The organism is Pseudomonas sp. IT-P395, from assembly GCF_949767675.1.
Lineage (GTDB): Bacteria > Pseudomonadota > Gammaproteobacteria > Pseudomonadales > Pseudomonadaceae > Aquipseudomonas.
Genome location: NZ_CATKPW010000011.1, coordinates 209732 through 224361, shown reverse-complemented (window position 1 = coordinate 224361; position 14630 = coordinate 209732). Strand labels below are relative to the sequence as shown.

Genomic DNA, 14630 nt, shown 5'->3' with positions numbered 1-14630 from the left:
CACTATTGTGGTCACCCGATAGCAATTGTGGGAGCGAGCCTGCTCGCGAAGAGGCCAGCCCAGTCACTGCAAATGCTGGCTCAAACCGCCCACTGCAAAATCAACCAGCTATTAGCGCCGCTGATCACCACAAACAACCCCCAGGCCAGCACCCGGGTTGGCCAGCGGTTCACAAACGGCCCCATCAGCTTTTTATCATTGGTCATGCGGATCAATGGATACAAGGCGAACGGCAACTGCAGACTCAACACCACCTGACTCAGCACCAGCAACTTGCCAATCGCGTTATCGCCCATCAGCCACACGCCGATAAACGCTGGAATCAACGCCAGCCCGCGAGTGATCAAGCGTCGCTGCCAGCACGGAATCCGCAGATTCAGGTAACCCTCCATGATCACCTGGCCAGCGATGGTACCGGTGAAGGTCGAACTCTGCCCCGACGCGAGCAACGCCACGCCGAACAACACACTGGCCAGCGCACCGCCGACCAGCGGATCGAGCAAGTGGTAGGCGTCCTGAATGTCCACCACGTCGGTGTGCCCGGACTGATGAAACGCCGCCGCAGCGAGAATCAGGATCGCCGCATTGACCAGCAACGCCAAGGCCAGCGAACCGATGGTGTCGATGCGCGCCAGTTTCACCGCATCCTGCTTGCTTGCCAGGTCCTTGCCGATCATCCGCGTCTGCACGATCGAGGTATGCAGATAAAGGTTATGCGGCATCACCGTCGCGCCGAGAATACCGATCGCCAGGTACAACGGCGCCGCCTCGCCAATCGCCGCCAGCGACGGTTTGAAACCCTGGGCGACGTCGGGCCAGTACGGTTTGATCAGCAACAGTTCAACGAAAAAACACACGCCGATGGTTGCAACCAGCACCAGCATGATCGCTTCCAGTCTGCGGAAACCGCGATTTTGCAGGGCCAGCACCAGCAAGGTGTCGAACGCCGTCAGGGCAATGCCGAAGGTCAACGAACAACCAAGCAGCAAGTGGAACGCCAATGCGCAGCCGAGCACTTCGGCCAGATCGGTGGCGATGATCGAGATTTCCGCCAACACCCACTGCAGGCGCGCGGTCGGTGTGCTGTAGCGCTCGCGGGACAGCTGCGCCAGATCGCGCCCGGTGGCGATGCCCAGTCGCGAGCACAGGCACTGCACGACCATGCCCGCCAGACTCGCCAGCAACACCACGAACAACAGGCTGTAACCGAAGCGTGAACCGGCCTCGATGGCGGTGGCCCAGTTGCCCGGATCCATGTAACCGATCGACACCAGCAACCCGGGGCCGGCGAAACGCAGCACGCGTTTGAAGAACGACGCATTGGGATCAACCGCAACACTGCCGGCCACTTCCGGCGGGCAAAACGGCGCGGTGGCGATTTTGGGCAAGCTGAATTTCACGCACACATCCAGAAACAAGTCGAAAGACGCAGCTTAGAGGTTTCCGCCACAGCCTTGAAGCGCAAAAGAATCTATCGACTCACCCCCAACAACTGCTCGCGCAGCTCAGGATTGCGTGTGCGCGGATCGAGCCAGATATCGAAAAACGCCCGGGCAAACAGCGGATCATCAATCTCGTGCTGCAATTGCTGGCCGACAAAAAACCGCGCGCCCTGCCCCGGCAAATACACGCCGGTAATCCGCGTGCCAGCCTGCACATCGACGAACGATTGCTGCATCTGTACCTGCCACCCGGCCAATTGCGCCGGGCTGACGCGGGCACCGGCCAGACGTTTGATTTCATCGACGCTGGCCTTGACCAGATCGTCGCGAGAAATGTTACGGCGGTAAATCAACTCCAACGCAAACGGCTGGCCGTCGACCAGGGGCCGCGCGGCACTCCACAGGCGCGCGTTGTAGACATCGAAACCGAACACACTGAAATCGCCGGTACCGATGATCTGCGCGCCGGGCACCGCGTCCTGCCAATTGGCCCAGGTCGGCGTCAGCAACAACGCCCACAAACCGATGCCGCAACATCCGCGCAACACCTTCGGTGTTCTGTTCATCGCGTTATCGACTCCGGCAAGCCCTGATAATCAGAGCATAGTCGGGTATTGCCCCCGACACTTTGTATACAAAAACTGCGCACATAGGCAGCAATCGCCGATCGACAATGCTAACGTGGCGAACCTTCAACGGATGGAGACTCCTGCGTGCTGATCCTCAAACTGCTGCTGATTCCCGGTTTTCTGCTGCTGATTTCCCTGGCGGGCAAACGCTGGGGGCCGAGCGTGGCCGGGTGGCTGTCGGGGTTGCCGGTGGTGGTCGGGCCGATTCTGTTTTTCCTCGCCATCGAGCAGGGTCCGGGGTTTGCCGCGCAGTCGGCGGTGGCGGCGTTATCGGCGATGTTCGCGATGATTGCGTTCTGCATCACCTACGCGCAGGTCGCGCAACGGGCGAACTGGCCGTTGGCGCTGACGGCGTCGCTGACGGTGTGGGCCGTGATTGCTGGGGTGTTGTCGCTGATTCCGGCGTCACTGCCTTTTTCCGTGGCGGCGGCGGCGATTGCGTTGCTGGCATCGCCTTATCTGTTTCCCACAGTGCAACCGGTGCTCAGCGGCACGGCGCCGAAGTCGGACAAACTGATCTGGCGGATGATCGCCGGCGCCGCGTTGACTATGGTGGTGACGATGCTCGCCAGCACCGTCGGCGAGCGCTGGAGCGGTTTGCTCGCGGTATTTCCGGTGCTCGGCAGTGTCATGGCGGTGTTCTCGCAACAAACGCGCGGCCCGGCATTTACCGCTGCATTGTTACGGGCGACGGCGACCGGCATGTATTCGTTTTCGGCGTTTTGTCTGGTCTCGGCGCTGACCTTGCCAAGCATGGGGCTGAGTGGATTCGCCGTCGGTGTCGCAGTGTCGGTGGCCATGCTCGGCGTGACCAAACGCCTGTTGGCCCGTCCGCTGGCGAAAGCGCAGGTGCAATAACCACTCGGATCATTCGCGCTGGAACGCCCGGCCCCCTCCGTGGGATGATCGCCCGCCTCGCGCGACCATCCACCGGAGATTCACATGTCATTGTTGAGCAAAAAAGCCGTCGTCCTGCTGGTGGCGGCCCTCGCCGGTTTCGGCGCCCTCCACGCGCAAGCGGCCAAGAAAAATGCCGGCACCGAGAAAGTCTCGATGCTCGATGGCAAATTCACTTTTGTACTGCCTAAAGGTTTCGTCGCCGACCCGCTGCCGACCAGCCCGAGCGGGACCACGGGCACGATGTACACCAACGAGGCCACAAAAACCGTGGTCATTACCGCTGAGAACAAGATTCCCGAAGGCCAGCACGTCAAGGACAACGACGGCCAGTTCCTCGACGGCAGCGTGTCGAGCTTCATCGAAGACCAGCGCAAAGCGCTGCCGGACTTCAACAAGCTCAGCGAAAAGAGCCTGACCCAGAAAGGCACCGGCCTTGGCTTGCGTCAGGTCGACAGCACCGCCACCCAGGGCGGCGGCCAGACCCTCAACACCACGCTGATGGCCGGCTCCGGCACGAAGATGGCGCTGGTGCAGGTGATCTCCCGCGCCAGCGACAAGAAGGGTCACGATGCCCTGGTGAAAACCATCCTCAAGGATTGAGCTGCTGCAACCAGCCGTTCAAGTCGCGCAGCTCGGCCGCACTGATGCTGTGGCCGACGCCGGGATAGGCATGGAACTGCGGTTTATAACCGAGTTTCTGTAACTGAGCGTTGGCCTCGGTGCCGTTCTTATACGGCACCGGATCATCGGCGGTGCCGTGGCCGATAAAGATGTTCAGCGGCAACGGCTGCTGTTCGCTTTTGAGTTCAGCCTTCAACACTGGCAATAAACGCCCGCTCAACGCCGCGATCCCGCCGACCGCCACTGGCGGCCGCAGCCCGACCTCGTAGGTCATCATCGCGCCCTGGCTGAAACCGATCAGGTACACCTTGTCCGGTGTGGTGTGATATTTCTTCGCTGCTTGCGCGATAAAGTCGCGCAGCTTCTGGCCACTGACCTTCAGATCATCGGTCTCGCCGTTGTAGGCGCCTTCGCCTTTCTTGCGAAACCACTGGAAACGTCCTTCACCGAGCGACAGCGGCGCCTGCACCGACAGGTAGTTGTATTGCGCCGGCAGCTGAAATTTCATGCCGATCAGATCGGCTTCGTTACTGCCGTAGCCGTGCAGGAAAATCACCAGCGGCCGCGGTTCGGCATCGGCGTGAACCAGTTCGAGGTACTTGAGCGGCAGATCGGATTGCAGCGTGGTTTGCGCCTGCACAGCAGTGGACGCCAGCAGGGTCAAGAGAGCAAAGACCTTCAACATAGAGCCTTCCTTCACGGAGTGTCGGGTTCGGGGGGGAGCCTAACATCCTGCGGCGAAGATCCAAATTCGGTGGTGCTGTCGATGCCGCCATCGCTGGCAAGCCAGCTCCCACAGGATTTGTGTGAACACAATGTTTGTGAACACCGTCAATCACTGTGGGAGCTGGCTTGCCAGCGATGAGGCCAGTGAACCCAGCGTAGATCCATCAGTCGTTGGTCAACTTGCCCGTCCGAAACGCCACCCGCCCCGCCACTTTCGCCTGCCAGATCCCCGGCTCGGTGTAGCGCCCGCGATCCAGCGCAAACAGCACGCCACTGGTGCCCGCGCGCACGGTGGTCACGCGATCCTGCAACGGATCGACCACCTCAAACAGCGCATCACCCTTCTCCACCCACTCGCCAGCATTGCGCAGAAAACTCACCACGCCATGGTGCGGCGCGAACAGGTATTCGGTGCCCTCGAACGGTAGGCCTTCACAGCACTCGCTTGGCGCCGCCGGCCACTCGCCGCTGATGAAACCCTGCTCCGCGAGGAAACCGAGGATCGCCTCACAATTGGCCTGCGCCTGATCGACCCGGGTGTCGCCCATGCTGCCCAGTTCCAGCGTGGTCGCCAGATTCGCCGCCGGAATCGCAGCGTTAGGGAATGCCCGCGCCAGACGCAGCCACGGCGTCGAGCAGGATTCATCGAACGAACTGCCGCCGGAATCTTCACACAGCAGCGCCACGCCGGCCTTCAAGCGTGCCGCCAGCGATTGCCACTGAGGCCAGTGCTGCGGCAGTGCGTACAAGTGAATCGCCGCGTCGAAATCGCAATGCAGATCGAGGGTGATGTCGGCATCGCAGGCATGGCGCAACAGCAAGCGATGCAGGGCTTCCAGTTGCGACGCCGGTGCCGGCAATTCATCAAAGACCTGACCCATGGTTTGGCGGATCAGCGCGACGTTGGCCTCGGCATCAGCGCCCAGACGCTCACCGATCAACGCCCCGACCGGCGCGCTGAGTTCGACGAAGGCGCGGTTGAAGTTTTTGCCGCTGCCGAGTTCGAAACGGCCCATGTGCGCACCTTGCACGTGTTGATCGAGGCCGATCGGGTTGGCCACCGGCACCAATTCGATCACGCCCTGCAAACGGCCTTGCTGCTCTAACTCATTGAGGCGTTGCTTGAGTTCCCACGCGGTGCGCATGCCCGGCAGTTCATCGGCGTGCAGGCTGGCCTGGATGTACACCTTGCGGGTGCCCGCGCCGTAGCGGAACACGCTGAGCGAGCGCTCGCTGCCCAAGTGGCTCCAGGGCAGAACATGGTCGATGCGTTGCATGGGAAGACTCCGATGTTTCTGTAGGAGCTGCCGAAGGCTGCGATCTTTTGATCTTGTTTTTCACAAACAAAGTCAAAAGATCGCAGCCTTCGGCAGCTCCTACATGGGAAATGTGTGAAACAGGATAAATCATGGGCGCAAAAAAAGTGGCCACCGCGCAAACGGGGCCACTTTTTTCTACGGCGTATTAATGGCCGTACACATCAAAGTCGAAGTACTTGTCCTGGACTTTCTTGTACTCGCCATTGGCGCGGATTTCGGTGATGGCTTTGTTGAATTGCTCGGCCAGCGCGGTATCGCCCTTGCGCACCGCAATGCCGGCGCCGCCGCCGAAGTACTTGGCGTCTTCATAGATTGGGCCAACAAATTCGAAGCCTTTGCCGGCGTCGGTTTTCAGGAAACCGTCGCTGAGGTTGACCGAGTCGGCCAGCATCGCGTCGATACGCCCGGAAACCATGTCGAGGTTGGCTTCCTGTTGCGAGCCGTAACGCACCAGATCGATCCCGGCCGGCACCAGCACTTCGGTGGCGTAACGGTCGTGGGTACTGGCACGCAGCACGCCGACTTTCTTGCCTTTGAGCTCGGTCAGCGGGTCTTTGACACCGGAGCCTGCCTTCATCACGAAGCGCGCCGGGGTGTGGTAGTACTTGATAGTGAAATCGACGTTCTTCTTGCGATCATCGGTGATGGTCATCGACGACAGGATCGCGTCGATCTTCTTCACTTTCAGCGCCGGGATCAGGCCATCGAACTCTTGCTCGACCCAAGTGCATTTGACTTTCATCTGCGCGCACAGCGCATCGCCGATGTCGACGTCGAAACCGGCGAGTTTGCCGTCAGGGGTTTTCATCGAGAATGGCGGGTAACCGGCTTCGATACCGATGCGGATCGGCTTGGCGTCTTCGGCCACGGCGGTCAGGGACAACATCGACAGTGCCAGGGCACCGAACATCACTAGCTTCTTCATTTATAACTCCTGTGTGCGGAGGCTTTTATTGGCAGCTTTCGATTCAGCGTTCGGTCATGGCCAATTGGCTACAAAAACCGAAGTGGCCGGCAGTCTATGGCGGCGCGCACAGGGTAAATTGTGTTTAAGCGACAAATACTTATGAAAGATCGGCGCACCGATTGACCGGGGTCAACGGGTGCGCCGTCGTGGTGCAAGGGCTGTAGGACAAGCGCTTTTTTTGCTCAGGAATTCTCTTAAAAGAACGTCAGCATTCGCAGCCGATGGCGGTTTTGGCGGCTTGTTCAACGCTCAGTTGAAAACCTTCATCCAGCCATCCGGTCACGCCGCCGATCATCTCCTTGACCGGGTAACCCAGCGCCGCCAGTTTTACCGCCGCCTTGTTCGCGCCGTTGCAGTGCGGGCCGGCGCAATAGACCACGAACAGCGTGGTTTTCGGGTAAATCGCCAACTCCGCCGCCGTCAGCAAACGGTTCGGGATATTGATCGCGCCCGGCACATGCCCGCGCTCATAGGCCAGTGGTCCACGGACATCGACCAGAACAAAATCGATCTCGCCAGCCTCTTGGCTGCTGAACACGTCGGAGCAATCGGTTTCGAAAGTCAGACGATTGCTGAAGTGCATCAGGGCGATCGCCGACGGCGCCGCAGGGATATCGCGAACCAGGCTGGTCATGGGTGTTGCTCCTTTATCTGAACGGGTGTGAACAGACTTTATCGAGCGGCCGCTTGCGGCTACAGTGGCGCACAAGACACTCACCGGGAATTTTCCGCCAAATGCCGACATCACCAGGTCTGGTCGCGATTCTGGCCTACGACGGCCTCTGCACATTCGAGTTCGGCATCGCCGTGGAGGTCTTTGGCCTGACCCGGCCGGAGTTCGATTTCCCGTGGTACACCCACGCCATCGCGGCGGTCGATCAAGGTCCGATGCGCGCCTTGGGCGGCATTCAGGTGCTGGCCGATGGCGGTCTGGAATTGTTGGCCGAGGCGCACACCATCATCATTCCCGGCTGGCGCGACCGCAACGCGGCGGTGCCTCCAGCATTGATCGACGCGCTGTGCCAGGCCCATGCCCGGGGCGCGCGCTTGCTGTCGATCTGCTCGGGTGTATTTGTGCTGGCGGCCACCGGCCTGCTCGACGGGCATGGCGCGACGACGCATTGGCGTTACACGGCGGAACTGGCGCAGCGCTTCCCGGCAATTGCGGTCGATCCGGATGTGCTTTATGTCGATTCCGGCCAGTTGATCACCTCGGCCGGCAGCGCTGCCGGAATCGATGCCTGCCTGCATCTGGTGGCGCGGGACTTCGGCACGCAAGTCGCCAACTCGGTGGCGCGGCGTCTGGTGATGTCGCCGCAACGCACCGGCGGTCAGGCGCAGTTCATTCCGACCCCGGTCAGCCCGACACCGCGCAACGATCTGTCGCGGGTGATGCAATGGGCGCGCGAGCGCTTGCATGAACCGCTGGAAGTGCGTGATCTGGCCAGTGAAGCGGCGATGAGTGAGCGCACGTTTCTGCGGCGTTTTACCGAGGCCAGTGGGCAGTCGCCGAAGGCGTGGTTGCAGCATGAGCGATTGGCGCGGGCGCGGGAGTTGCTGGAGAGTACGCCGCATAACACCGAGCAGATCGCCGAGCGTTGTGGCTATCGGTCGGTGGAGAGTTTTCGTGTGGCGTTTCGCGGGGTGGTGGGGGTGCCGCCGTCGGTGTATCGGGAGCGGTTTGGGCGGGGCGTGAGGGTTGAGTCCTGAGGTGACTTTGACGGCGCCTTCGCGAGCAGGCTCGCTCCCACAGTTTGGAATGCGTTCCCCCTGTGGGAGCGAGCCTGCTCGCGAAGGCGTCCAGTCAAACGCAGCATCATTTAGACATCAGCCACAAGGCTACAGCGCCTTGCGCCTTTGCCTACAACTACGCCAGAATCCGCCGGCTTGTGCGGCTTGGGGGCTGCCGGTAACTTGGTTCGCGTCACTGAATGTTCAGTGATCGGGTTTAGTCGCTCGGTAATCCACTTAAACTGCACAACGTTCCAGACAGTAGGTATTTCCATACCTCACTCAATGGTAGCTGTGCGCAGGGCGCCTTCGGGCGCGCCGGTTTTGGTGGGTTTACCGGTCGACTAACCTGTGTACAGCTGCCACCTTTTCGTTTAGTCGCGAGGTGGTGTCGGCATCAATTTGGAAACCTACACAATGTTCAAAGTCACGCCGAATCCACCTGAAACAGAAGCGGAAGTCGATCCAAACCCAACATCTCCCTATTCCACACCGGGCTCCAGAAAACTCCACGAAGCCGCCGAACGCGCCCTCGATCACTACCTGAAACCCACACCGCCTTCACCACCGCGCAGACCCAGCACCATGTTCCTCGTCGACCCCAACACCGGCGCCGAAGACCTCATGGCCCACGCCTGCGAATCCATGGCTTCGGCCAGCATCATGCTCAGCGACTTCGCCGCCCTGCTCGACTCGCCCTACCGCAACACCGTGCTCGGCATCCAGCAAGTGGTCATGCTCGGCGAACTCGCGGTCAACCGCGCCCTCGACAAAATCGACCCCGCACTGAGGCAATAAACATGTCCAACAAAACCGATGCACAAGTCGTCGCGGCACTGGTGGCCATGGGCTTCAACGAGCGGGACGGACGCTGGGCACAGAACGCCTGTCTGGTGCTGTTCGAAAGCGAACGCGAAACCATCGTCGCCTCCGCCGTCACCGTCCTTCCCCAACTCGATGAACTGGAAATCGACGCCGTTCTACCCGCTCTGCGCCGCGTAACCCGCCGGTTCCCCTCACTGCAAAAAACCGTGGCCGACACACTGGCCGAAATGGCCCACGCAGCCTGATTGACCGCGTGATCGTTCTTCGCGAGCAGGCTCGCTCCCACAGGTGTTCACGGTTACTCGCGGCATTCGAGTACACCGCCGTTCCAATGTGGGAGCGAGCCTGCTCGCGAAAGCGTTCTTTCTGCATCGGGCGCGTGAGTCACTAAGCTCGAAAATCCGCGAGGATAAAGGGTGTGTGGTCACGCAAGTAAACGTCGACATCGTCCAGCGAGTGCAACGCTTCACTGGATGACTCCACGCGTTCTTCATCGTCATGACGAATGACCGTGACGAAAAAGGTTTCTTCCTGTCGGACCAACGTCGCAGTGCGTTTGACTGGTCGCCCATCCTCCTGAGCAAAGGACATCGCACGTAACGTTTCATTTTGCAGAGCTTCAGACACGCTTGCTTTTAGGGCCTTGCGTTTGGCGAGCAGTTCTTTCGCGACTACCCAACTGCCAACTGCAGTGGCAGCGGAAACGAAATACATGTAGTTGTAAGTCGATCCTCTGCGCGAGGCATGCCTCTCCACCAGCCAATCGGCAACTTGTGAAACCCACTGCCACACATCCATCGCATTTATTCCCAAGCGTAAAAAACGACCCGGTTTCAATCCTCCCGCGTCAACACTTCCAACAACTCAATCTCAAACACCAGATTCGAATTCGGCGGGATCTTGCCCATCGTCCGCTCGCCATAGCCCAAATGCGCCGGCACCAGCAATTTTCGCTTGCCCCCCACCTGCATGCCCATCAAGCCCTGATCCCAACCCTTGATCACCCGCCCGGTGCCAATCACGCACTGAAAAGGTTTGCCACGGCTGTGGGAAGAATCGAACTCGCTGCCGTCTTCCAGCCAACCCGTGTATTGGGTGGTGATCAGCGCGCCTTTGACGGCGGCTTTGCCTTCGCCGACCTGAAGATCGATTACCTGCAGTTCATCATTCATAACATTCACTTTATTGTTCAGCCGGCCGCCGTTTTCCCAGAAATGCCGGGGATTGGCAACCTGCCAGCGCAGATCAACATGTATCCGAACCGAGTATTGAAGCATTAACATAGCCAACCGCCACTACTCTACGGATCGATTCGCCATGCTGGCAGCACCCGAATGACTGTGTTCTGGATCAGCCTCGCCGTGGGCGTGATCATGCTGACCGTCATCGCATTGCTGCTGTGGCGCGAACGCGATTTGCGCAGGCAGCTCGCGCAGTATCGGGATCTGCTGAGACGGGCCGCCGATGGCCAACACATTCAGCAAGACGGCGACGTCGAGCGCTTCAAACGCAGCCAGTACTTTGCGCGCATCGGCACTTGGGACTGGGAAGTCGACACGGATCGGCTGTACTGGTCGGATGCGATCTACGGCATGTTCGGCTTCAAGATCGGCGAGATCATGCCGTCCTACGCGTTGTTCTGTTCTTGTGTCCATCCAGACGACCGCACCAAGGTGCGCGAAGGCGAACTACGCTGCCTGGAGACCGGCGAAAATCACGATGAGGAATACCGCGTGGTGTGGCCCGACGGCACGATTCGCTGGCTGCGGGAAACCGGCAACGTGGTGCGCAACGACCACGACGCGGTGGTGAAAATGATGGGTGTGGTGCGCGACATCACCGAAGAAAAAGCCTCGGCCAGCTACCTGCAACACCTCGCTCACTTCGATCCGCTGACCGGCCTGCCCAATCGCCTGGTGCTGGAACAACGTTTGTCCGAAGCGCTGGATCAAGCTCGCCAGACCGAGACTCGTGTCGCACTGGTGTTCGTCGACCTCAACGGTTTCAAAACCATCAACGACCGCTACGGCCATGCCGCCGGCGACCGGGTGCTGATCACCATGGCCACGCGGCTGAAACGCATCCTGCGTGCCACCGACACCGTCGCGCGCATTGGCGGCGATGAGTTTGTGGTGATCCTGCAAGGCCTGGCGCCGAGCCTGAGCTTGCAGGACGAAGCTCGCAGCATCTGCCAGAAAATCTTCATCGAACTGTCGCCCCCGATCAGCATCGGCAACGACCAGCGCCACATCGGCACCAGCCTTGGCGTGGCGGTGTTTCCGGACCATGCGACAGCCATGGATCGCTTGCTGCACGTCGCAGATCTGGCGATGTATGAGGCCAAGCGCAGTGGCAATAATCAGTATCGGCTGGGGGGTGGGCAGGTGATGAATCAGGTTCGGGTCGATTAGCTCGATCAGTCCGCGGGCAGGCCAAACGGAACACCATTGAAGGTATGCGTGCAGCAACGGCAATGAGGTTTCATATCCTCGGCAGTCAACTGCGGGTTGACGATTTGCAACTGCTTTTGCCCATCGACGAACAGGCCGTTGAAGTAGGCCGATTCGCCCAGTCGCACAATGTCCTCGCGATCCTCTTCGTGGATGGCAACCATCCAGAACACCGGCTCTGGCCGATCAAGGCGAGATACCGCTTCGCTGAAAATCTCATCCCAATGACCACCGACGCGGGATAACAGAAAACGAAACAACGGCGTGTAGTCATAGCCGTGGTGTTTGATGCCGTGCATCGAGCCACGCATGGCCTCGCTGCGGCTCTGCGCTTTGGTGTTTCGTTGATCGCGGTAGTGCCCGCCGGGGTTGTTGCGCCAGACATTGTGGGCGGTGGTGTTTTCTTTGCGATACAGCGGTTTCTTTTCCAACCCGTTGCTCCTGAGTTCATGGGGTCTCCACGCACTCTACTATTTACCAGATCAATGCTCGATTACGATGTTTCTTCCATGACCAACTGCTACGCTCTGGCAATCTCCTTTAAAGCCAGTCGCTCATGATTACAAAAACTGCCGTGAGCACCTATAAAATCTTCTGAAATGATACCCGTGACAAGGACTCACACAATGCTCTTTGATCCAGTTGACACCGCCCTCCTGCATTTCCTTCAAAACCCTATCAGAAACATTGATTACCTGGATAAAAAATGCGCCGACCCAAGTTGGTATGTTCGTACAGCGCATCGCATCCCTTTGATTCGCAAGCTACTGACAAACGAACAACTTAAATCACTGATCGGGCATCAACTCTTAAAAAACCTGCGCCAAATAAAAACGTCAGCAAAAGAAACCTTGAAGCCTCACCCAAAACTGACAGGCAAAAACAATATCGACCTTTTCATGTCGACACTCAACCAATACTTCAATATAGAAATATGCTCCACCCTTCTCAAGACTGCCCCTCCAGAATTCCACACCTCTATAGATCTTTATCGGAAACAGGCTCTGTTCGGAAAGCTTGAATACAATTGCAACCGCGCTACCGAAAACCTTGAACTTGATGAATCCTACATTTATTCAATTCTAAAAAACCCAGAACTCTGGAAAACCTACTATTTAAGTGAAACCTATTTCCTGCTGACTCTCGACTTGATGCAAGCCTCCTATAGCGGTGACGAACTCCTGATTAAACCCACACCAAAACTGCAATCCAGTTTGCGCCAACGGTGGCTTGCGGAAACTTCAGAATTCCACTCAACCATCAGCGATCTGGTACTCCTGAATCATTATCGAGAAATTATTGATCAAGGCAAATTCCTGTCCTTTAGCGACAAGGACGCCTTGACAGACTACTTCCTGGATAAATGCCTTTCCATCCATGTAGGTTTTCTCTCGCCTGCGCTAAAGAACAATAGCCGTTATCATTACCTGCGAGACATAGTTTTTGTTGCAGCCTTCCTTGAGATTCGAGCCCTACAAGGTCACTCAAGGACTCATTACGCAGCCTTCTCAGGCTACATCAACCCCGCTTCACTCAGTTACATGAACAGCGCTTTGTCCAGCGAAGATTTACCGAAAGTGGACTCGGCACAAAGCTTTATCGCCGTACAAGGCAGTGAATACATTCACGGCCCGTTAAAACTAAAATACGGACTAAAAAAACTGGTAGGTTTACTGCTGGGAAATATAAAAGACCCGAAAAACCCTCATGACGTAAAGAGTCTATTTGGCAACAACTTCGAACAAGAACACATGATTGATTACATACGAAGCATCAATGGCAACAGATACATTGTGCACCCAGGCTTCAAAGCCGGCACAAACGCAAAAATAAAGAAATATGACATCGACCTTGTCATCGAGGACTCCCAGCACAATACATTTTATTTTATCCAGGCAAAATATCGACTAAGTGATCAACCGACCTTTTTGAGTGAACAATATGAAGTCATGCAAAAAGACGACTTCCACAAAGGTTACGCACTGCAACTACTCTCACTCAAAAACAATCTCGCAGACAAAAGCATACGAGACAAGTTAAATGGCCTGGGGCTGTCGGCCGCCGCCGAAAAAAACAGTCACTTCATTCTTCTGCACAACATGCCATTCCTAAATTTCCATCAAGTCCACGGCATATATTTTTACGAGTGGAATCTCTTCAGGAATTTACTGAAAAACGGAAAGATCCACGTCAATCAAAATCTACAGATAAAAGAAGAATACACGTTAACCGACGAACAGCTCTGCGAACCTGATCGAATCGTAGATGCGTATTTTGGTGAAAGCGCCAGCGGACGGCAAAATGCAATCAATTACTTACTTTATCTGAACACCCAAGTCACCTATCGCCTTGGTCATCTAAAAATTCGTAGCGATATCATATAAGTAATTGAGTGAATGGCCGAAGACCAACCCCTGAACTGGCTGGTCATCAGCTCGAGTGAAGTGCTGGACGATGGTTCGATCTAGCGCTCGACCGGTTTCATCTCGACAATCGTCCCGTTGGTGATCATCACCATGACGTACTGATCATTGATCTGAACCCACTGCGCTTGCGGCTCGGGTTGTTTCAGACCTTTCTGTTTCCAATTAGTGATGGCTTTTTCACTGCGCTGATAAATATCCGGAGCACGGTCGTTGACCTTCAGCTCGCGGTCGCTGACCGGGGATTGCACGGCTTGTTCATTTGAGGTTTGCGCCGCTTGAACAAGTGGGCTGATCCCGGCAATGCCGGCGACGAGGGCCAGGCTGGCGATTAGGGTTTTGCTGTTCATCGGTGAACCTCCTGTGATGTGTGCTACCTGAACTCGGACTGCCGGGTTCAGGAAACATTCCTTGTTTTTTCCGTGAGCAGGCTGGGGATTGTAGTTGTCTGTGAGGCCGCCATCGCTGGCAAGCCAGCTCCCACAGGGTTTCTTGGTGTTGCAGAAACAGTAGGTACACCGCAAAAACTGTGGGAGCTGGCTTGCCAGCGATGGCGTCGGCACATTCAACATCTTCATTGACTGACAAACCGCTATC

17 protein-coding genes are annotated in these 14630 nt (G+C 57.5%); 7 read left to right on the top strand and 10 right to left on the bottom strand.

The features are described from left to right. Positions 1 to 80: 80 nt before the first annotated feature. Both ACM6IN_RS09635 and ACM6IN_RS09630 read right to left on the bottom strand, forming a co-directional pair. Entirely contained in the window at positions 81 to 1400 is a 1320-nt protein-coding gene (locus ACM6IN_RS09635) for an Nramp family divalent metal transporter (protein ID WP_095113623.1), read from the bottom strand. A gap of 71 nt (positions 1401 to 1471) precedes the next feature. Beyond that, positions 1472 to 2008, bottom strand: coding sequence for a chalcone isomerase family protein (locus tag ACM6IN_RS09630; RefSeq protein WP_007915066.1), 537 nt, complete (start codon positions 2006 to 2008; stop codon positions 1472 to 1474). 147 nt (positions 2009 to 2155) lie between these two features. On the opposite strand from ACM6IN_RS09630, the gene ACM6IN_RS09625 reads away from it, so the two are divergent. Together ACM6IN_RS09625 and ACM6IN_RS09620 are read left to right on the top strand one after the other, a co-directional pair. Next, positions 2156 to 2929, top strand: coding sequence for a hypothetical protein (locus ACM6IN_RS09625; RefSeq protein ID WP_414915867.1), 774 nt, complete (start codon positions 2156 to 2158; stop codon positions 2927 to 2929). Between the two features lie 84 nt (positions 2930 to 3013). Next, positions 3014 to 3571, top strand: coding sequence for a hypothetical protein (locus ACM6IN_RS09620; RefSeq protein ID WP_007915061.1), 558 nt, complete (start codon positions 3014 to 3016; stop codon positions 3569 to 3571). On the opposite strand, the gene ACM6IN_RS09615 is transcribed toward ACM6IN_RS09620, so the two are convergent. The 4 genes from ACM6IN_RS09615 to ACM6IN_RS09600 form a co-directional block, all read right to left on the bottom strand. Then, complete coding sequence (locus ACM6IN_RS09615) at positions 3561 to 4277, bottom strand: alpha/beta hydrolase (RefSeq protein WP_095113625.1); 717 nt, start codon at positions 4275 to 4277, stop codon at positions 3561 to 3563. The two genes, ACM6IN_RS09620 and ACM6IN_RS09615, sit on opposite strands and share 11 nt — an antisense overlap. Before the next feature lie 205 nt (positions 4278 to 4482). Next, the gene (locus ACM6IN_RS09610) at positions 4483 to 5595 is read right to left on the bottom strand and encodes a M14 family metallopeptidase (protein WP_108226966.1); all 1113 of its coding nucleotides are present in this window, start codon (positions 5593 to 5595) and stop codon (positions 4483 to 4485) included. A gap of 187 nt (positions 5596 to 5782) precedes the next feature. Beyond that, positions 5783 to 6562 (bottom strand): ABC transporter substrate-binding protein, encoded by a 780-nt coding sequence (locus ACM6IN_RS09605; protein WP_414915866.1) that lies wholly within the window; start codon positions 6560 to 6562, stop codon positions 5783 to 5785. Positions 6563 to 6809: 247 nt separating this feature from the next. Next, positions 6810 to 7238 carry a rhodanese-like domain-containing protein gene (locus ACM6IN_RS09600; RefSeq protein ID WP_414915865.1) on the bottom strand — a complete coding sequence of 143 codons (429 nt, stop codon included), beginning with the start codon at positions 7236 to 7238 and terminating at the stop codon, positions 6810 to 6812. A 101-nt stretch (positions 7239 to 7339) separates the two neighbouring features. Between ACM6IN_RS09600 and ftrA the strand changes: the two genes are divergently transcribed. The 3 genes from ftrA (at position 7340) to ACM6IN_RS09585 (ending at position 9405) form a co-directional block, all read left to right on the top strand. Further along, the gene (gene ftrA, locus ACM6IN_RS09595; protein WP_007915055.1) at positions 7340 to 8314 is read left to right on the top strand and encodes a transcriptional regulator FtrA; all 975 of its coding nucleotides are present in this window, start codon (positions 7340 to 7342) and stop codon (positions 8312 to 8314) included. A 438-nt stretch (positions 8315 to 8752) separates the two neighbouring features. Next, complete coding sequence (locus tag ACM6IN_RS09590; RefSeq protein WP_414915864.1) at positions 8753 to 9133, top strand: DUF6124 family protein; 381 nt, start codon at positions 8753 to 8755, stop codon at positions 9131 to 9133. Positions 9134 to 9135: 2 nt separating this feature from the next. Next, positions 9136 to 9405 (top strand): hypothetical protein, encoded by a 270-nt coding sequence (locus ACM6IN_RS09585; RefSeq protein WP_007915053.1) that lies wholly within the window; start codon positions 9136 to 9138, stop codon positions 9403 to 9405. Between the two features lie 142 nt (positions 9406 to 9547). On the opposite strand, the gene ACM6IN_RS09580 is transcribed toward ACM6IN_RS09585, so the two are convergent. Then, entirely contained in the window at positions 9548 to 9958 is a 411-nt protein-coding gene (locus ACM6IN_RS09580; RefSeq protein ID WP_007915052.1) for a hypothetical protein, read from the bottom strand. Positions 9959 to 9993: 35 nt separating this feature from the next. Then, entirely contained in the window at positions 9994 to 10332 is a 339-nt protein-coding gene (locus ACM6IN_RS09575; protein ID WP_007915050.1) for an FKBP-type peptidyl-prolyl cis-trans isomerase, read from the bottom strand. Positions 10333 to 10494: 162 nt separating this feature from the next. Here ACM6IN_RS09575 and ACM6IN_RS09570 point away from each other — a divergent pair, with 162 nt between their 5' ends. Then, the gene (locus ACM6IN_RS09570; RefSeq protein WP_414915863.1) at positions 10495 to 11571 is read left to right on the top strand and encodes a diguanylate cyclase domain-containing protein; all 1077 of its coding nucleotides are present in this window, start codon (positions 10495 to 10497) and stop codon (positions 11569 to 11571) included. Positions 11572 to 11576: 5 nt separating this feature from the next. Here the strand turns inward: ACM6IN_RS09570 and ACM6IN_RS09565 are convergent, their stop codons facing one another. Then, positions 11577 to 12041, bottom strand: a complete 465-nt coding sequence (locus ACM6IN_RS09565; protein ID WP_095113636.1) for a hypothetical protein — start codon at positions 12039 to 12041, stop codon at positions 11577 to 11579. A gap of 195 nt (positions 12042 to 12236) precedes the next feature. On the opposite strand from ACM6IN_RS09565, the gene ACM6IN_RS09560 reads away from it, so the two are divergent. Next, complete coding sequence (locus ACM6IN_RS09560; protein WP_414915862.1) at positions 12237 to 13994, top strand: hypothetical protein; 1758 nt, start codon at positions 12237 to 12239, stop codon at positions 13992 to 13994. Positions 13995 to 14074: 80 nt separating this feature from the next. Here the strand turns inward: ACM6IN_RS09560 and ACM6IN_RS09555 are convergent, their stop codons facing one another. After that, a complete protein-coding gene (locus tag ACM6IN_RS09555) occupies positions 14075 to 14383 on the bottom strand; it encodes an RcnB family protein (RefSeq protein WP_007915043.1) in 309 nt (102 codons plus the stop codon). Between the last annotated feature and the right edge of the window lie 247 nt (positions 14384 to 14630).